The organism is Thioalkalivibrio nitratireducens DSM 14787, assembly GCF_000321415.2.
GTDB classification, from domain to species: Bacteria; Pseudomonadota; Gammaproteobacteria; order Ectothiorhodospirales; family Ectothiorhodospiraceae; genus Thioalkalivibrio; species Thioalkalivibrio nitratireducens.
The window spans coordinates 2,889,702-2,906,830 of record NC_019902.2 but is presented as its reverse complement, the minus strand read 5'-3'; the positions used below and the strand labels follow the sequence as shown (position 1 = coordinate 2,906,830).

The following is a 17,129-nucleotide window of genomic DNA, read 5'->3' as shown; positions in this document are numbered from 1 at the left end:
ATGCGCACGACCATACGAACACTGGAGAAATACAAGCGCGAGGGCCGGCCCATCACCTGTCTCACCGCCTACGACGCGGGTTTTGCGCGCCTGCTGGATGCCGCGGACATCGACGTGATCCTGGTCGGGGACTCGCTGGGCATGGTGGTCCAGGGCCATGACACGACGCTGCCGGTCACCATCGAGCAGATGATCTACCATCTCGAGGCCGTCGCGCGGGGCGCCAGGCGCGCGTTGCTGATGGCCGATCTCCCGTTCCTGGGTGACCGCGACTCGGCAACTGCGGTGGAGCAGGGCGGGGCGCTGATGCGAGCGGGTGCGCAGATGGTCAAGGTGGAATGCCGCGGCAGTCAGAGCGAGCTGGTGCACCGCATGGTCGCCGCAGGCATTCCGGTGTGCGCGCACCTCGGTCTGACCCCTCAGGCGGTGCACCAGTACGGCGGCTACCGGGTCCAGGGGCGCGGGGTCGTGGCGGCCGAGCAGATGCAGGCCGAGGCGCGCGCGCTTGAGGTCGCGGGTGCGCAGTGCCTGTTGCTGGAGAGCGTGCCCGAGCTGCTGGCGACGCGAATCACCCACGCCGCCGGGGTTCCAGTGATCGGGATCGGTGCGAGCCCGGAGTGCGACGGCCAGGTATTGGTGCTGCAGGACGTGATCGGTCTGACACCGAAACCGCCGCGCTTCGCGCAGGATTTCATGGCGGGGGCCGGCAGCCTCGCGGCGGCGATCGCCGCCTATGCCGACGCAGTGCGCTCGCGCCGCTTCCCGGTGTCCGGCGTCCATACTTTCGACTGACAACCATGCGTATCGTCCATGACCGGCGGCAGGTAGCCGCTCTTTGCCGCGAATGGCGGCGGCGGGATTCCCAGTTGCTGGCCTTTGTGCCAACGATGGGAAATCTGCACGCCGGGCATCTGGCCCTGGTGCGCCATGCCCGGGAACGGGGCGACCGGGTGCTCGTGAGCGTGTTCGTGAATCCGATGCAGTTCGATCGCCCCGATGATCTGGAACGCTACCCGCGTACGCTCGACGCCGACGCCAGGAAACTCGCCGAGGCTGGCGTCGATGCGCTGTTTTGCCCGGAGCCCACCGAGATGTACCCGGAAGGGTGCGTGCCGGCACGGGTGACGGTGCCGCAACTGTCCGGGATTCTCGAGGGTGTGTCCCGACCCGGCCATTTCGATGGTGTTGCGACGGTCGTGGCCAAGCTGTTCAACCTGGTGCAGCCGGACGTCGGAGTCTTCGGCGAAAAGGATTATCAGCAGCTGAAGCTGATCGAGGCCATGGTGGCCGCGCTGAATTTCCCGGTGCTGATCGATGCCGTGCCGACCGTACGCGAGGCCGACGGGCTGGCGCTGAGTTCGCGCAACGGCCAGTTGTCCGAGTCGGCTCGCCGGCGGGCGCCGGAACTCTACCGCAGCCTGCGGGAGGCCGCGGCGGCCTGCGTGGCCGAGCCGGATCGGTGGCCGGCGGTATTCGCGGAATGTACCGCACAGGCCCGCGAACGGCTGCGTGAGTCCGGTTTCGAACCGGACTACGTCGAGGTTCGGCGCTGCAGCGACCTGGGCGAGCCGGACGCGGGCGACCGGGAATTGATCCTGCTGGCCGCGGCCTGGCTGGGCGGTACAAGGCTGATCGATAACCTGCGTTTGTGATGCGGGAAGTTTGCCGGTGACCGGGGATTCGCTCATAATGCGCCGCACAATCACGTCTGGTCGCCAGTGCCAACGGGGACCCCGCCTATGATGATCACGCTATTGAAGGGCAAGCTGCACAAGGCCCGGGTGACGCACTGCGAACTCGAATACGAGGGCTCGTGCGCGATCGACACGCATCTGTTGCAGGCTGCGAGTATTCTGCCGTTCGAGCAGATCCAGATCTACAACGTGGACAACGGCGAGCGTTTCACCACCTACGCGATCGAGGCCGAACCCGGCTCCGGCGTGGTTTCGGTGAACGGTGCCGCGGCGCACAAGGCCGCGGTGGGACACCGGGTGATCATCTGTGCCTACGCGCAACTCGATGCCGCCGAGGCCAGCCGCTTCACGCCGAACCTCGTCTACCTGGGTCCGGGCAACGCGATCACCCGCACCGGTCACGAGATCCCCGTCCAGGCCGCCTGAACGCCGGGTATCGTCGTGATACGGGCCCCCGGGGCTGCATCGCAATCCCGGTCGCGGCCGGTCAGGCGCGGCACGCGACTGGCACTGGTTTACCCGGTGTTGCGCATTCCCGCCGCGATGGCGTTGATCGAACGGAGCAGCGGCGACATCCAGGGATTGTCGGTTTCCTCCCCTTCCGGCTGCCCCGCCTCCAGCGCCCGCGACTCGCGCAGCAGGTGGATTTGGATGCTGTTCAGCGGATCCAGGTAGGGATTGCGGCGCTGTAGCGACAGGGCCAGCAGCGGCGTTTCGTCCATCAGCGCATCGAGCTGAGCCACCAGCAGCACCTCGCGCACCGTGCGCGCGTACTCCTCGCGCACCTTCTCGAAGACCTGCCCCGCCAGTGCCTGGTCGCTGCAGAGTTTCGCGTAGTCGGCGGCCATGCGCATGTCGGCCTTGGTCAGCGCCATCTGGCTGTTGGACAGCAACGACCGGAAAAACGGCCAGTCGCGGTACATCTGCTGCAGCAGTTCCAGCCGGGCGGGATCCTCGCCGCGCCAGGCGGCCAGCGCCGCCCCGATGCCGTACCAGGCGGGCAGGGTGTGGCGCGACTGGGCCCAGCCGAAAACCCAGGGAATCGCACGGATCGAGGTCTTGGAACGGTCGCTCTTGCGCCGGTGCGAGGGGCGCGAGCCGATGTTCAGAAAACCGATCTCCTGTACCGGCGTGCTCTCGTAGAAGTAATCGAGCACGCCGGGGGTGCGGTCGACCAGTTCCCGGTAGGCGTCCTCGCCGAGCCCTGCGAGCTCGTTCATCGTCGCCATGTGTTCGTCGCGGTCCCGGGCGGGCGCGCGGATCAAGCTGCGGCTCGCGAGGATCAGGCCGGTGGCGCCGACGCCGATCTCGTACACGGCTGTTTCCACGTTGCTATACTTGTACGACAGCACCTCGCCCTGTTCGGTGAACTTGATCCGGCCCTGCACCGTGGCCGGCGGCTGGGCCAGGATGGACTCGTGGGTCGGGCCGCCGCCGCGACCCACGGTGCCGCCACGGCCATGGAACAGCTGGCAGCGCACGCCGAAGCGCTCAGTGATCGCGACGATTTTCTTCTGCGCCTCGTAGAGGTTCCAGCTCGACGCCAGGATGCCGCCGTCCTTGCAGGAATCGGAGTAGCCGAGCATCACCTCCTGCACGTTGCCGCTCGCGGCGAGCATGCGTGCATAGGTGGGCGTGGCGAGCAGGCCCTCGAGTACGTCCTCGACGTGCAGCAGATCCTCGATCGTCTCGAACAGCGGGGTGACCCGCAGGTGGCAGAACGGCCCGTCCGACGCTTCGCCCGCGAGTCCGGCCAGGCGCCCCAGAAAAAGCACCTCGAGCACGTGCGACGCGGCGTGCGTCATCGAGATCACATAGGTGCCGATACCCTCGGGGCCGACCTCCACGCGCATCTCGCGAATCACCTCGAACACGCGCAGGGTTTCGCGCGCGGTGGCATCGAGCCGTTCGGGATCCGGTTCGGGGAGGTCCGGCCGGTCGATGAGTTCGCTCAGCAGCGCAATCCGCCCGGGCTCGTCGAGCGTCTCGTAGTCGGCGGCCAGATCGGTCTGGGCCAGGATGGCCGCGACCGCCGCGCTGTGCACGGTCGATTCCTGACGTACGTCGAGGTGATGCAGGTGAAAGCCGCAGGTCTCGGCAAGGCGGATCAGGTCCGTCAGTTCGCCGGCGGCGATGTTGCGCTCGCCGTGGCTGACCAGCGAGTCGTGGATCACCCGCAGGTCTGCGAGGAAGGCGTCGGCCCCGGCATAGGCCGACATCACCGGCAGTACCGCGCTCTCTCCGGCCAGGCGCCGTTCCACCGTCGCGAGCGTTTCCTTCAGGCGGTACGCCATGATCTGGAGCTTGCGGCGGTAGGGCTCGGTTTCGTAGCGGTCCATGTACCCCTGGAACACCGCGGGCGCGATGCTGCTGTCGGTCTTGAGGCTCGCCAGGAACTCGGCCGAGGGCGCGCACATCAGCGACGAGTGCGTCAGCACGTTGCGCAGGTGGGTCACGCGCCGGATGTACTCCCGCAGCACCTGCTGCATCGCCAGCCGGCACGCGAGCATCGTGACTTCGGGGGTCACGTTCGGGTTGCCGTCGCGGTCGCCGCCGATCCACGAGCCGAAGCGCAGGAACGCGGGAATGCGGATGGGCAGGCTCCCGTCCGGCTGGATCCCGTAGGTACGCCGCACGGCTTTCTCGAGGAAGCGGTACGTCTGCGGGATGGCCTCGAACAGGCTTTCCTCGAAATAGAACAGCCCGTACTTGATCTCGTCGCGCACCTGCGGTTTCTTCACCCGTACCTCGTTGGTACGCCAGAGGATCTGGATCTGTGCCTCGAGCTCCTCGATCAGCAGCCGGCGCTCGGCGCCACCGATGCGCGGCTGGTTGAGCCGGTCCGCGGTCTGGAACACGCGGCGCTGGTTCTGCATCGTGGTGCGCCGGCGCGCCTCGGTCGGGTGCGCGGTGAATACCGGCATGTAGCTCAGCCCCGACAGCAGCCGTTCCAGCTCCGCCGCCGAGACCCCTTCCTGGTGCAACTGGCGCAGGGTGCGGTCGAACGATCCGGTCCACAGCGGTTCGCCGCTGCTCACCTGGGCGCGGCGCCAGCGGTAGAAGAGATCTTCCTCGGCGATGTTGACCAGGCTGAAATAGATGCTGAAGGCCCGGATGATGCGCTCGGTCATCTCGGGGGTCTGGTGCACGATGCAGCGCATCATGCGTTCGCGCAGCCTCGGATCCTCGCGCTTGCGCAGGTTCACGAAGCCCTTGCGCAGGGCCTCGACCGCGTCCAGCACCGCTTCGCCCTCGAGCCGGCGGATCACGTTCCCGAGCAGTTCGCCAAACAGCCGGACCCGCGCGCGCAGCTCCTTGTCCTTGGGCAGAAAGCGTTCGTCTGTACGGTTCTCGGTCATGGTATCGCCTGCACGAACGAGGCCGGCATGAAGGCCGGCCTCGTCACCTGTTCGGGTTGAAAGGCTGCATTATACCCCAGGCGCTTGCGGCGCCCGGAGGATCGCGCCCTTCAGCCGCGTGGCGACCCCCGCAGGTCGCGGTAGAGCTCCAGGTATGCCGCCGAGCTCTGGCTCCAGCCGAAATCCCGCGCCATGCCCTTGCGGATCATCGTCTGCCAGCGTTCCTGACCCGGTTCGCCGAACAGGGTCAGGACGCGTTCGATCGCCTCGCCCAGCGCGGCGGCGGTTGCGGGCATGAAGCAGAAGCCCGTGGCCGTGCCATCGTCCAGGGTTGCCGGGTTGGCGTCGATCACCGTATCCGCAAGGCCCCCGGTGGCGTGCACGATCGGCGGAGTGCCGTAGCGCAGGCTGTACATCTGGTTCAGCCCGCAGGGCTCGAAGCGCGAGGGCATCAGGAAGGCGTCGGATCCGGCCTCGAGCTGGTGCGCAAGCCCTTCGTTGTAGGTGATTACGACGCTGCAGTAGTCCGGGTGGGCGCGGGCGAGGGCTCGCGCCGATTCCTCGAAGATGTGGTCGCCACTCCCGACCAGCGCGAGCTGCATCCGCCGTTCCGCCAAGAACGGCTCGCAGGCCTCGAGCAGCAGGTCGATGCCCTTTTGCACCACCATGCGTCCGACGTGTCCCAGCAGCGGCAGATCCGGGCGCACCGGGAGTTGCAGCTCCTCCTGCAGTGAGGCCTTGTTCGCGGCCTTGCCCTCGAGGTTGTCGGCGTGATAATGCGCGGTCAGGTAGCCATCCCTCTCGGGATTCCACTCGCTGTAGTCGACGCCGTTCAGGATCCCGTGGAGACGGGCCGAGCGCGCCCGCAGCACGCCGTCCAGGCCCATTCCGGCCAAGGGTGTCTGAATCTCGCGGGCGTAGGTCGGCGAAACGGTGGTGATCGCGTCGGAGAAGACCAGGCCCCCTTTCATGAACGAGAGCTGTCCGTGGAACTCGAGCGCCTCCCAGTGCCAGAGATCCTCCGGCAGGCCCAATTGGTGCCGCAGTTCGCCCGGGAACAGGCCCTGGTAGGCGAGGTTGTGGATGGTGAACAGCGTCGGCGGGCGCCGCGGATGGTGCCGCAGCAGAACCGGAACCAGCCCGGTCTGCCAGTCGTTGACGTGCAGGATCTCAGGGGCCCAGTCGAGCTGCGCCTCGTCGACGCTGATCGCGGCCACCGCCTGCGCGAATGCGGCGAACCGATGTGCATTGTCCGGCCAGTCACTGCCATCGGTGGCTCGGTACGGATCGCCATCGCGCTGGAAGTACATCGGCCAGTCGACCAGGTACACCATCACCGAGGTGCCCGGAAGATAGCCCTGGATCAGGCTCCAGGGGGCGCTGGCAGGGCCGGGCAGGCGGGTGGGATCCGCCAGCCGGCTGACCGCGCGGGGATAGGCCGGCAGCACCAGGCGCACATCCTGCCGCTGCCGTTTCAGTGCCGCCGGCAGGCTCGAACTGACATCGCCCAGCCCGCCGGTCTTGGCCAGTGGAAAGGCTTCACTGCTCGCAAAGAGGATGCGCATGGTGCGGACTCCGGGGCGCGTTGTCTGGCCGGGGCTGCCGTTGTAGTTTATGACCTCGTAGTGTAAGGCCTACGACTATTTCCTGCCCGCAGACCTCAGGAGCCCACGTGTCCCAGACCCACGCTGCATTGCCTTGGCCGCAACTGGCCGAAGCGCGCGACCGCCTCCGCCACATTCGCCTGCGTGACCTGCTGACCGGGGAGCCGGAGCGGGTCGAGCGCGACGTGCTCGATCTGGCGGGGATGCGCCTGGACTGGACCCGCCAGCGTCTGGACGGGGCGGCCTGGCAGGCGCTGTATGCGCTTGCGGATGCCGCGCGGCTGGACCAGGCGCTGGAGCGTCAGAACCGCGGGGAGCACGTGAACACCACCGAGGACCGGGCGGCGTTGCACATGGCGCTGCGCCTGCCGCGCAATGCCCAGTGCGTGATCGACGGCCGCGACGTGGTCGGGGATGTGCACGCGGTTCTCGATGCCATCGGGAATCTGGTGCAGCGGGTTCATGACGGTAGCCACGTCGGGTATTCGGGGCGCCCGGTCCGCAGCGTGGTGAATATCGGCATCGGCGGGTCCGACCTGGGTCCGCGGATGGTCTGCCGAGCACTTGCGCCGCTGGCCGTGCCCGCTGCCGATGGGCGTGTGCTGGACATGCACTTCGTCTCCAACATCGACGGTGCTGCGCTGGACGAGGTGCTCGGGCAGGTCGATCCGGAGACCACGCTGTTCATCATCGCCTCGAAGACCTTCGGCACCCAGGAAACGCTGACCAACGCCCGCTCCGCCCGATCCTGGCTGCTGCGCCACACCGATCACCCCGAGGCCGTGTCCCGGCATTTCGTGGCCGTCTCGACGCATGCCGAGCGGGTCGCGGCATTCGGCATCGACACGCGCAACATGTTCGGGTTCTGGGACTGGGTCGGCGGGCGCTACTCGGTGTGGTCGGCGATCGGCCTGCCGATCGCGCTGTACCTGGGCATGGACGGATTCCGCGCGTTCCTGGCCGGCGCACAGGCGGTGGACCAGCACGTGCTGGAGGCGCCGGCGGCTGCGAACGCGGCGATGCGCATGGCGCTGGTGGATGTCTGGAACCACAACCTGTTGGGCGCCTGCGCGCGCGTGGTGCTGCCTTACGACGAACGGCTGAAACTGCTGCCGTCGTATCTGCAGCAGGCGGAGATGGAGAGCCTGGGCAAGGGTGTGCGTCATGACGGCACTGCGCCCGAGCACGAGACCGGGTCGCTGGTCTGGGGCGCGGTGGGCACCGACGGGCAGCATGCGTTCTACCAGCTGCTGCACCAGGGTACGCGGTGGGCGCCCACCGAGTTCATCGGCGTCGCGCAACCCGAACACGGCCTGCCCGGACATCATCCGATCCTGCTCGCGAACCTCGTCGCGCAGGCCGAGGCGCTGGCCCTGGGCAAGACCGCCGTGGAGGCCTCTGCGGAGATGGCCGCGGAGGGGCTGCCCGAGGCGGAGGTGACGCGGCTGGCGCCGCATCGCAGCTTCCCGGGCAACCGGCCGAGCACGGTGATCCTGCTGGAGCGGCTGGATCCGCAGACGCTCGGCGCGCTGATCGCGCTCTACGAGCACAAGATCTACCTGCTCGCGACGCTCTGGGGCATCAATGCCTTCGACCAGTGGGGGGTCGAGCTGGGCAAGCAGCTGGCCGGCCGCGTGCTCGAGGATTTTGCCGAGCCGGGCGCGGGCCATGCGCATGATGGGGCTACGCAGGCGACCATCGATTGGTTGCGCGCGCGGCTGCCGCAGGTCTGAGCATGCAGCGGCCCTTTGCCGAATCGGCCGAGCAGAACAAGGATCCGATCCTCGCGGTGCTGCGCGAGTGGTTCCGCGCCCCGGGAAGCGTGCTCGAGATCGGCAGTGGTACCGGTCAGCATGCGGTTCATTTCGCTGCGGCCCTGCCGCACCTGGAGTGGCAGGCGAGTGATGTCGCCGCCCATGCCGCGGGCATCGAGGCCTGGCGGGTCAGCGCCGGGCTGCCGAATCTGCGCCCGGTGCGCGTGCTCGACGTGGCGACCGGCCCTTGGCCGGACGAGGTCTTCGACTATGCCTACACGGCCAATACCGCGCACATCATGCACTGGCCCGAAGTGCTCGCGATGCTCGCCGGCGTCGGACAGGTGCTACGCGGCGGCGGGCTGTTCGCGATGTACGGGCCGTTCGCGATCAGCGGCCGGCATACCGCAGCGTCGAACGCCGGCTTCGATGCGGCATTGCGCCGCAGCAATCCCGGAATGGGGGTACGCGATCTGGATCAGCTGCACGAGGCGGCTCGAGACTGCGCGCTGGAACTCGTCGACCGGATCGTGATGCCGGTCAACAACCTCACCCTGATCTGGCGCCGCCGCGACTGATCCGCGGCGTTACCGCCGCCAGTCGAAACTACGGCCCGGCGCAGGGAATTCCGGCGCGTCCGGGAAGCCGCGTGATGGCGCTTCGCGCCGGTCGCGTTGCCGCTGCTGCGAGGGGAACTCGGGCTGGGTCTGGTAACTGCCCCCGGGTGCGGTTGGCCACTGGTGTTCCCGGGTGGGTACGGGTGGGCGTTCCGGCCAGCGGGGTTCGGCCCCCGGATATTCCCCGGGGCCGGTCGGCGGGGGCGTGCGCTCGCGCGGGTCCGGCATGCGCCCCCGGTCGCCGGGGAAACCGCCAGGCCGGAAAGGGGCACCGTAGTCGCCGCGCCGCGGCATCGTGCCGGGGGTGGCGGGCGCGCTGCCGCGCCCGGTCACCGAACCGAAATCGGTACGGGGCGTTTCCGTACGCCCGGTCACGCCGCCGGGAAGGCTGCGGCCGTAGCCGCCGGGTGCGAATTCCGGGGCCGCTTGCCCGGGGTCTACGCTGCGCGGGTCGAATCGCTGGCCGGAATCGCGTTCCGCCCGCTGGGTCTGGCGATCCTGCCCTTCTTCGAAGTCGGCCAGGTAGTCGGGTGGCGGATACTCCGGCTGGCCCCGAAAGGTGCTGCGCGGGGCACGCGGATCCTGCTGCGCGAGCATCGGGAACCCGGTGTCGTCGGCGCTCGCGCCGCGATTCAGTTCTTGTTCCCACTCGGACAACGTGGTCTGGCTCGCGCCCAGTGCCAGCACTGCAAGCGCGAGCGGGCCGAAACCCCTGATGCTGATCATGTTCACTCGTCTGTCGTTTCGCTATCGGTGTTCTGAACACTAAGGATAGGCCACGCTGGCGCCATTTCCAGCTGTCCCCCAAGGGGCGGTGCCTTTTGACCGCGAGCCACGCTTCGTGCTCAAGTACGCTCGGGCCGGTGCCTGCCGGTCACGGGAGAGCGTCGGGGGGATCACTATGGCGGAGCATGACGGAGCGAACGGCACGACTTCGAAGGGGAGTCCGCCGTGGATCCAGATGAACCCGCCGGTATTCATCGTCTCGGCGGTCCTGACCCTGGTCTTCGTGCTGCTCGCGGCGGTATTCACCGAGACTGCGGGGATCCTGTTCGACGCGGTGCAGGGATGGATCACCGACTCCGCCGGCTGGTTCTACGTGCTGGCCGTCGCCGGGTTCATCGTGTTCGTGATCGCGCTGGCCCTCTCGGGTTTCGGGCGCATCAAGCTCGGCCCGGACCACAGCGAGCCGGACTATAGCTACGGATCCTGGTTCGCAATGCTGTTTTCCGCCGGGATGGGCATCGGCCTGATGTTTTTCGGGGTCGCGGAACCGGTGATGCACTACGTGACACCGCCGGTCGGCGATCCAGAGACCGTGGAGGCCGCGCGGCAGTCGATGCGCATCACGTTCTTCCACTGGGGCGTGCACGCCTGGGCGATCTACGCGGTGGTGGCCTTGGCGCTCGCGTATTTCGCGTTCCGGCACGGTCTGCCGCTGACCATCCGTTCCTCGCTGTATCCGCTGATCGGAGAGCGCATTTACGGGCCGATCGGTCACGTCGTCGACATCTTCGCGGTGCTGGGGACGATCTTCGGAGTGGCCACCTCGCTCGGTTTCGGCGTGATCCAGATCAACTCCGGGCTCGAATACCTGTTTGGAGTGCCCAGCACCGTGACGATCCAGGTGATCCTGATCGCGGCGATCACCGCGATCGCGACGGTCTCGGTGGCCCTCGGTCTCGATGCCGGGATTCGCCGCATCTCGCTGCTGAACATGATCCTGGCCGGCGGCCTGCTGGCTTTCGTGCTGATCGCCGGGCCGACCGTGCTCCTGCTCCAGACGCTGGTCCAGAACACCGGCAACTACGTCTCCAACCTGTTCCACATGACTTTCAACCTCTACGCCTACGAGCCGACCAGCTGGATCGGTGGCTGGACCCTGTTCTACTGGGGGTGGTGGATCGCCTGGGCGCCGTTCGTCGGCATGTTCATCGCGCGGGTTTCGCGCGGGCGCACGATCCGCGAGTTCGTGGTCGGCGTGCTGCTGGTGCCCCTGGGTTTCACGCTGATGTGGATGACCTTCTTCGGCAACACCGCGCTGCACATGATCATGGTGCAGGGCATCACCGAACTGGCGGACGCGGTGGCGGCCGACACTTCGGTGGCACTGTTCCAGTTCTTCGAACACCTGCCGCTGTCGGGGCTGATGGCGCTGATCGCGACGACCCTGGTGGTGACTTTCTTCGTGACTTCTTCGGACTCGGGCTCGCTCGTGGTGGATATTCTGACGTCCGGGGGCCGGGACGATTCCCGCACCTGGCAGCGCATTTTCTGGGCGATCGTCGAGGGTATCGTTGCCGCGGCACTGCTGATCGCCGGGGGGCTTGCAGCCTTGCAGACCGCGACGATCGCCAGCGCGCTCCCGTTCACGATCGTGATGATCCTGATGTGCTGGGGACTGCTCAGCGCGTTGCGCATCGAGGGCGTGAAACGCATCAGCCTGCGCGAGGCGCGGGTGATGCCCAGCGGCCCGCATGCCGCTCGCAACTGGCGCAACCGGCTGCACGCGATGATTCACCAGCCCAAGCGCAAGGAAGTGCTCCGCTACATCTCCGAGTCGGTCAAGCCGGCGTTGACCGAGGTTGCCCACGAACTGCGCAAGCAGAACCTGGCCGCGGAGGTGGGCGAAGGCGAGGATGGCCGCGTGTGGGTGGAGGTGCGCCACGGCGACGAGATCGATTTCTTCTACTCGGTGCGCCCCCGCGCCTACGAGCCTCCGACCTTCGTGATGCGCGACACCCGCGACAAGCGGCTGGAAACGCTCAAGTACTACCGCGCCGAGGTCCACCTGAAGGAGGGCGGCCAGGACTACGACGTGATGGGCTGGGCGCGGGAGGACGTGATCAACGACGTGCTCGAACAGTACGAACGGCACATGCATTTCCTCGCCGCGATGCGCTGACGCTCACGCTGTGGCCGCTTGCGGGCACTGCGCGTTTCCTCGGCCACCGGTGCTCCGCGGTAAGTGCGGCCGCGGCCGCTGCGTCCGGGGGCGTGAACCGGCGGAGGATCAAAGCGCCCCGGACCGTTCCAGCAATTCGTGAATGCGTTCGGCCAGCACGCGGTAGCCTGCGGCATTCGGGTGGATCGGGTCGGCCTTCAGCGCGTCCCGGGACAGGATGTGTGCCAGGGCCCCGTCCTCGAGCGGAATGCGGAATTCGTCGGCGATCCCGGCGTAGATCGGTTCGCTGCGCAGCCGCAGCAGGGTCGGCGCCGGCACGGCCACCAGCAGCACGTCGACGCCCTGCGAGCGCGCCAGGCGCACCATCTCCGCGACGTTGTCCCGCGTCTGGTCGGTGTCCATACGCCGCAGCAGGTCGTTACCACCGTGGGTCAGGATCAGCAGGTCGGGCCGGTGTTCGTCGAGCAGCGTTGGCAGACGGGCCAGGCCCTCGGCCGAGCGTTCGCCCGGGTGCCCGGCATTGATGACCCTGCGCCCGGTCAGTTGCTCGAGCGCCGCCGGAAACGAAGCGCCGGCATCGGCACCGGTACCCGCGGTGAGACTGTCCCCGAAGGCCAGGATCACCGCGTCGGCACCCAGCGGTGACAGGGGTTCCGGCCCCGGCGAGCAGGCGGCCAGCAGGCTCAGAATCAGCAGCAGGATCGCCGCTGATCCGCGGCTGACGGAGACTTGCGGCGGGCGGGGCTGGCGGGCGGACGGCGGCATCGTGAGGCTTTCTCCCCGTGCGGAGTTGCGGCCCGACGATCGTACTCGTACGGCCGGCGGTGTCTGCGTGAGGAGACCAGGGTATCACCCCACCGGCCGGGTTCGGATTGACCTTCCCGAACGGGCGTGGCAGCGTGGCGGCCTTCCGCTCGCATCCTGCTGGGGACGACTGCGCGGCGGGCGACCGGATCGCGTCCCCCTTCGCCCAACCGATAAGGAACCATGCCATGCTCTGTCGCAGCCTCCTCGCAGCCGCCCTGCTCGCACTGCCCCTGGCGGTATCGGCCACGCAGCCCAATCTGCAGCCCGGCGAGTGGGAAATGGTCACGACCACGACATTCGCGGGCGGGATGATGCCCGAGCAGCGCGAGACCAGTCGCGAGTGCGTGACCGCCGAGGATCTGTCCGACGGGCAGTTGTTCGACGTCGATGTCGAGGAATGCGAGATCACCTCCCAGGACGTTCGCGCCGACGGGATGAATTACACCATGAGCTGCCAGCACGAGGACGGCATGGACATGACGATGGACGCCGAGATGCATTTTCTCGGTGATCGTGCCGAGGGCACGATGTCCGCGCGGATGAACACCCCGATGGGACCGATGCAGATGGAGATCGTGCTCGAAGGGCGCCGCCTCGGCGACTGCTGAGTCTGCGGGGCGTTCCGGTGCCGGCCCGATGGGGGCCGGCACCGGTTCGGGTGTCCCGGCCCGCCGGAGCCGGCCGGGATCGCGCGATCAGAACCGGTAGCCGAAGGCCTCGTGGAAGCGCTCGGCGAATTCGTCGCGCGTGAAGTGGTGGTTCTGGGTTCCGGCGGTCGCGATCTTGATGGACCCGAGCAGCGAGGCGATCCGGCCCGTCGTCTCCCAGTCCATGCCGTTCTCCAGCCCGTAGAGCAGTCCCGCGCGGTAGGCGTCGCCGCAGCCGGTGGGGTCGACCACCGCAGTCGGTTGCACTGCGGGGATGGTGATGCGCTGGCCGGCGGTGTAGATGTCCGATCCCTCGCCGCCGCGGGTCACGATCATCGCATCCACACGCTCGGCCATCTGTTCCAGCGTCAGGCCGGTGCGTTCGGCCGTCAGCTGAGCCTCGTAGTCGTTGAAGGCGGCGTACGTCGCCTGCTCCAGGAAGCGCGTCAGGTCGTCGCCGCTGAACAGCGGCAGTCCCTGCCCGACGTCGAAAAAGAACGGGATGCCGGCCTCGGCGAACTGGGCGGCATGCTGGATCATGCCGTCGCGGCCGTCGGGGGAGACGATTCCCAGGCGGACGCCCTCGGCATCCTGCACCCGGTTGTGATGCGAGAAGTTCATCGCGCCCGGATGGAACGCGGTGATCTGGTTGTCGTCCTGGTCGGTGGTGATGAACGCCTGGCCCGTGAAGCTGCCGTCGATGGTGCGTACGTGGCGGCGGTCGATTCCCTGCTGGTCCAGCCATTCCGCGTACACGCCGAAGTCCGAGCCGACGGTGGCCATCGGGACGGGTTCGCCGCCGAGCAGTTTCAGGTTGTAGGCGATGTTGCCGGCGCAGCCGCCAAACTCCCGGCGCATCTCCGGTACCAGGAAGGAGACGTTGAGGATATGCACCTTGTCCGGCAGGATGTGGTTCTTGAAGCGATCGGGAAAGACCATGATGGTGTCGAAGGCGATGGAACCGCAGATCAGGGCGGACATGGAGACTCCTTGGCTGTTGGTGAACGGATTCGCCGATCAGCAGCGAACACGGCGCGATGCCGCTGTCCCGCGGATGCGAAGACATCGCGGCGGGCCTGGCCGGGGCCGCGATGTGCGGACCCCGAACCCGGGGGATTCATGCCCGGGCGAGACCGCCGGCCGCAGGGCGACCCGGTACGGGAAGGCGCATAGCCTAAGGATTTCTGGCGCCGACAACAAACCGGCACGACGCACGGCCGTGATCGCGCAGGGATCCGGGCGCCCTGTCGCGGCTGCCCGGGCAGGGGATGCCGCAAGGCACGGCCAGCGCCCCGCAACCCACCCGGTGCGAGGGTTTGCCTGCCCGCCGCGGCCGCCCCTGAATGCGTCCGACGGCGTGGCTGGGATCGCGAAACCCGCTTGCGCGGGCCCGGAGAAACCCGTATGGCGCTGATCGCGGTCGGCCCGGGCTTCGCATTGCCCGAGGAGGATCTCGAGTTCCGCTACAAGCGCTCGACCGGCCCGGGTGGCCAGCACGTGAACAAGACCGACAGCGCGGTGGAGCTTCGCTTCCGCGTGCAGACCTGTCCGGCCCTCGGGTCCGAGATCCGGGAGCGTCTGTGCCGGATCGCGCGCAAGCGCATCTCGCGCGAGGGCGTGCTGATCATCCACGCGCAGCGCTTCCGCAGCCAGGAACGCAACCGCGAGGATGCGCTCGAGCGCCTCGCGGAGCTGCTGCGCGAAGCCGAGCGGCCCCCGGCGCCGCGCATCCCGATGCGCCCGACCCGCGCCTCGCGGGAGCGTCGCCTGAGCGGCAAGAAGGCCCGCGGACAGCGCAAGCAGGGACGGGGCCGGATGCGCTTCCCGACCGACGATGGCTGATAACCGATGCTGGCTGTGATTGCCCCTGAACGCGCCTGGCAACGTTGTGGGGTTGCCGCGTTGCCGGCGCAGACTCGCGCGTGCGCGGACTGTCCGGTGCCCCGCGCCTTGCCGGACGGATCCCGCTGCCCTGCCCTGCGTTGGCGCAGGGGGTATGGTTACAGGCGCTGATTCCGACCCGCGGAGGATACCCGGATGTCGAACAAACCGTTGTTGCTGACCCTGCTGATCCTGGCCGTCGCCTTTGCGGCCCTGCAGTTCGGGCCGAATTCCTGGCTGGGCCCGGACCCGGCACCGTCCCCGGTCGAGGAGCTAGCCCCGGCGGGCGACCACGGCCTGGTGGTACCCAACGTCGAGGTGCGCGATCTGGACGGCCGGGTGGCGTGGCAGGGCGACGTCGATCTGGCGCCGGCCCTCGAGCGTATCGCCGCCGGCGAGAGTGACCCGCACCGCAACGACGGCGGCGTGTTCCACAACCGCGAGGGACTGCTGCCCGCGCGGCCGTCCGGGCATTACCGCGAATACGTGATCCGCACGCCCGGCATCTCGCATGCCGGTCCCCAGCGCCTGGTGATCGGGGAGGATGGCGAGGTCTACTACACTCACGACCATTACCGAAGTTTCCGGAGGATTCGCTGATGCCGCCCCCGGCCGACCCGTCGACGCTGCCCGACTGGCTGGCCGGCCCGGAGCCGCTGCTCGAACTTCCTGGCGGCAGCGACCCGGCTGCGGTCCTGGACGCGCTGCGGCACGGGTCTCTGGACGCGCAGCATGTGGACCTGGTCGGCGTGGCCGACAAGGCGATGCTGCTGGACAGACTCCACCAGGCGCTGGGCTTCGGTGCCTGGTTCGGCTTCAACTGGGACGCGCTGGAAGAGGCCCTGTTCGGTCCCGAGAATCGCAGCGGCCCGGAACGGGTGCTGGTCGTGACCGGTTTCGAGGGCTTCCGCGAACGCGACCCGGCGGCTGCCGAGGTCTTCGTCGACATCCTGCGTACCGTGGCCCGGACCCCCGGCAGCGGTTTGCGCGGGGCCGTGCTGGTCCACTGAAACGACTCCGGGGCCGCCTGCTTCAGCGTCCGCGGGCAGTCCCGGCCGAGCCCCCGGGATCGCTGTCCTGGGCCGGCGGATTCCGTAGAATCGAACCATGGACGTCGCCGCACCGAGTCGACCGGAAGGCCCCCGAAACCGGGAGATCGTGTTCGAAACCCGCGGTCTGACCAAGACGTACCTGATGGGCGAGGTCGAGATCCACGCGCTGCGCGGCGTGGACCTGGACCTCTACGCCGGCGAGCTGTTGGTGATGCTGGGCGCCTCGGGCTCGGGCAAGTCGACGCTGCTGAACATCATGGGCGGGCTCGATACCGCAACCGGGGGCCGCGTGCGTTACCGGAACCAGGATCTGACCCGTGCCTCGGACAAGACGCTGACCGCATTTCGGCGCGAACACGTCGGTTTCGTATTCCAGTTCTACAACCTGATCGCGAGCCTGACCGCGCGGGAGAATGTCGCGATCGTCACCGATATCGCCCGCAACCCGATGCCGGCCGAACAGGCGCTGGCTCTGGTCGGACTGGAGGCGCGGCTCGACCACTTCCCGTCGCAGCTCTCCGGCGGCGAGCAGCAGCGCGTCGCGATCGCGCGCGCGATCGCGAAGCAGCCGGCGGTTCTGCTCTGCGACGAACCCACCGGGGCACTGGACTCGAAGACCGGGATCCGGGTGCTCGAGGCGCTGGAGCACATCAACCGCGAAATCGGCACCACGGTCGCGATCATCACCCACAACGAGGTGATCGGCGAAATGGCCGACCGCGTGGTCCGGCTGCACGACGGGGAGGTGGCCGAGGTGCACGAGAACGCGCGGCGCCGCGCGCCGGGGGAACTGCGCTGGTAGCGCAGGC

General features: G+C 68.1%; 16 protein-coding genes. 11 read left to right on the top strand and 5 right to left on the bottom strand.

Going from position 1 to position 17,129, the window contains the following annotated elements:
- The 3 genes from panB (at position 1) to panD (ending at position 2,120) form a co-directional block, all read left to right on the top strand.
- Positions 1–792 (top strand): 3-methyl-2-oxobutanoate hydroxymethyltransferase, encoded by a 792-nt coding sequence (panB, locus tag TVNIR_RS13315; RefSeq protein WP_015259562.1) that lies wholly within the window; start codon positions 1–3, stop codon positions 790–792.
- Positions 793–797: 5 nt separating this feature from the next.
- The gene (gene panC, locus TVNIR_RS13310; RefSeq protein WP_015259561.1) at positions 798–1,652 is read left to right on the top strand and encodes a pantoate--beta-alanine ligase; all 855 of its coding nucleotides are present in this window, start codon (positions 798–800) and stop codon (positions 1,650–1,652) included.
- A gap of 87 nt (positions 1,653–1,739) precedes the next feature.
- On the top strand, positions 1,740–2,120 hold the full coding sequence (panD, locus tag TVNIR_RS13305; protein ID WP_015259560.1) for an aspartate 1-decarboxylase: 381 nt from the start codon (positions 1,740–1,742) through the stop codon (positions 2,118–2,120).
- Between the two features lie 89 nt (positions 2,121–2,209).
- Here the strand turns inward: panD and ppc are convergent, their stop codons facing one another.
- Together ppc and glgA are read right to left on the bottom strand one after the other, a co-directional pair.
- Positions 2,210–5,053, bottom strand: a complete 2,844-nt coding sequence (gene ppc / locus TVNIR_RS13300) for a phosphoenolpyruvate carboxylase (RefSeq protein ID WP_015259559.1) — start codon at positions 5,051–5,053, stop codon at positions 2,210–2,212.
- A gap of 110 nt (positions 5,054–5,163) precedes the next feature.
- Complete coding sequence (gene glgA, locus TVNIR_RS13295) at positions 5,164–6,618, bottom strand: glycogen synthase GlgA (protein WP_015259558.1); 1,455 nt, start codon at positions 6,616–6,618, stop codon at positions 5,164–5,166.
- 107 nt (positions 6,619–6,725) lie between these two features.
- Between glgA and pgi the strand changes: the two genes are divergently transcribed.
- On the top strand, positions 6,726–8,390 hold the full coding sequence (pgi, locus tag TVNIR_RS13290) for a glucose-6-phosphate isomerase (RefSeq protein ID WP_015259557.1): 1,665 nt from the start codon (positions 6,726–6,728) through the stop codon (positions 8,388–8,390).
- Positions 8,387–8,989: a DUF938 domain-containing protein gene (locus TVNIR_RS13285; protein WP_043740666.1), complete on the top strand. Its 603-nt coding sequence runs from the start codon at positions 8,387–8,389 to the stop codon at positions 8,987–8,989. Before pgi ends, TVNIR_RS13285 begins: the two co-directional genes overlap by 4 nt.
- 9 nt (positions 8,990–8,998) lie before the next feature.
- Here TVNIR_RS13285 and TVNIR_RS13280 read toward each other — a convergent pair whose 3' ends face one another.
- Positions 8,999–9,754 carry a hypothetical protein gene (locus TVNIR_RS13280; RefSeq protein WP_157092280.1) on the bottom strand — a complete coding sequence of 252 codons (756 nt, stop codon included), beginning with the start codon at positions 9,752–9,754 and terminating at the stop codon, positions 8,999–9,001.
- A gap of 175 nt (positions 9,755–9,929) precedes the next feature.
- Between TVNIR_RS13280 and TVNIR_RS13275 the strand changes: the two genes are divergently transcribed.
- On the top strand, positions 9,930–11,933 hold the full coding sequence (locus TVNIR_RS13275) for a BCCT family transporter (RefSeq protein ID WP_015259554.1): 2,004 nt from the start codon (positions 9,930–9,932) through the stop codon (positions 11,931–11,933).
- Positions 11,934–12,041: 108 nt separating this feature from the next.
- On the opposite strand, the gene TVNIR_RS13270 is transcribed toward TVNIR_RS13275, so the two are convergent.
- Positions 12,042–12,698, bottom strand: a complete 657-nt coding sequence (locus TVNIR_RS13270; RefSeq protein WP_015259553.1) for an arylesterase — start codon at positions 12,696–12,698, stop codon at positions 12,042–12,044.
- 227 nt (positions 12,699–12,925) lie between these two features.
- On the opposite strand from TVNIR_RS13270, the gene TVNIR_RS13265 reads away from it, so the two are divergent.
- Positions 12,926–13,348: a DUF3617 domain-containing protein gene (locus TVNIR_RS13265; RefSeq protein WP_015259552.1), complete on the top strand. Its 423-nt coding sequence runs from the start codon at positions 12,926–12,928 to the stop codon at positions 13,346–13,348.
- An 87-nt stretch (positions 13,349–13,435) separates the two neighbouring features.
- Here TVNIR_RS13265 and TVNIR_RS13260 read toward each other — a convergent pair whose 3' ends face one another.
- Complete coding sequence (locus TVNIR_RS13260) at positions 13,436–14,368, bottom strand: carbohydrate kinase family protein (RefSeq protein WP_015259551.1); 933 nt, start codon at positions 14,366–14,368, stop codon at positions 13,436–13,438.
- A gap of 423 nt (positions 14,369–14,791) precedes the next feature.
- Between TVNIR_RS13260 and arfB the strand changes: the two genes are divergently transcribed.
- From arfB to TVNIR_RS13240, 4 genes are all read left to right on the top strand, one after another.
- On the top strand, positions 14,792–15,229 hold the full coding sequence (gene arfB / locus TVNIR_RS13255; protein ID WP_015259550.1) for an alternative ribosome rescue aminoacyl-tRNA hydrolase ArfB: 438 nt from the start codon (positions 14,792–14,794) through the stop codon (positions 15,227–15,229).
- 195 nt (positions 15,230–15,424) lie between these two features.
- Positions 15,425–15,868, top strand: a complete 444-nt coding sequence (locus TVNIR_RS13250) for a guanyl-specific ribonuclease (RefSeq protein ID WP_015259549.1) — start codon at positions 15,425–15,427, stop codon at positions 15,866–15,868.
- Positions 15,868–16,278 carry a barstar family protein gene (locus TVNIR_RS13245; RefSeq protein WP_015259548.1) on the top strand — a complete coding sequence of 137 codons (411 nt, stop codon included), beginning with the start codon at positions 15,868–15,870 and terminating at the stop codon, positions 16,276–16,278. The genes TVNIR_RS13250 and TVNIR_RS13245 overlap by 1 nt, the downstream gene beginning before the upstream one ends.
- Before the next feature lie 97 nt (positions 16,279–16,375).
- The gene (locus TVNIR_RS13240) at positions 16,376–17,122 is read left to right on the top strand and encodes an ABC transporter ATP-binding protein (RefSeq protein ID WP_015259547.1); all 747 of its coding nucleotides are present in this window, start codon (positions 16,376–16,378) and stop codon (positions 17,120–17,122) included.
- Positions 17,123–17,129 lie beyond the last annotated feature (7 nt).

Excerpts from the sequence above, each read along its gene's own strand:
- panB (WP_015259562.1), top strand. The coding sequence starts at position 1 with ATGCGCACGACCATACGAACACTGGAGAAATACAAGCGCGAGGGCCGG.
- panC (WP_015259561.1), top strand. The coding sequence starts at position 798 with ATGCGTATCGTCCATGACCGGCGGCAGGTAGCCGCTCTTTGCCGCGAA.
- panD (WP_015259560.1), top strand. The coding sequence starts at position 1,740 with ATGATGATCACGCTATTGAAGGGCAAGCTGCACAAGGCCCGGGTGACG.
- ppc (WP_015259559.1), bottom strand. The coding sequence starts at position 5,053 with ATGACCGAGAACCGTACAGACGAACGCTTTCTGCCCAAGGACAAGGAG.
- glgA (WP_015259558.1), bottom strand. The coding sequence starts at position 6,618 with ATGCGCATCCTCTTTGCGAGCAGTGAAGCCTTTCCACTGGCCAAGACC.
- TVNIR_RS13280 (WP_157092280.1), bottom strand. The coding sequence starts at position 9,754 with ATGATCAGCATCAGGGGTTTCGGCCCGCTCGCGCTTGCAGTGCTGGCA.
- TVNIR_RS13275 (WP_015259554.1), top strand. The coding sequence starts at position 9,930 with ATGGCGGAGCATGACGGAGCGAACGGCACGACTTCGAAGGGGAGTCCG.
- TVNIR_RS13270 (WP_015259553.1), bottom strand. The coding sequence starts at position 12,698 with ATGCCGCCGTCCGCCCGCCAGCCCCGCCCGCCGCAAGTCTCCGTCAGC.
- TVNIR_RS13265 (WP_015259552.1), top strand. The coding sequence starts at position 12,926 with ATGCTCTGTCGCAGCCTCCTCGCAGCCGCCCTGCTCGCACTGCCCCTG.
- TVNIR_RS13260 (WP_015259551.1), bottom strand. The coding sequence starts at position 14,368 with ATGTCCGCCCTGATCTGCGGTTCCATCGCCTTCGACACCATCATGGTC.
- arfB (WP_015259550.1), top strand. The coding sequence starts at position 14,792 with ATGGCGCTGATCGCGGTCGGCCCGGGCTTCGCATTGCCCGAGGAGGAT.
- TVNIR_RS13250 (WP_015259549.1), top strand. The coding sequence starts at position 15,425 with ATGTCGAACAAACCGTTGTTGCTGACCCTGCTGATCCTGGCCGTCGCC.
- TVNIR_RS13245 (WP_015259548.1), top strand. The coding sequence starts at position 15,868 with ATGCCGCCCCCGGCCGACCCGTCGACGCTGCCCGACTGGCTGGCCGGC.
- TVNIR_RS13240 (WP_015259547.1), top strand. The coding sequence starts at position 16,376 with ATGGACGTCGCCGCACCGAGTCGACCGGAAGGCCCCCGAAACCGGGAG.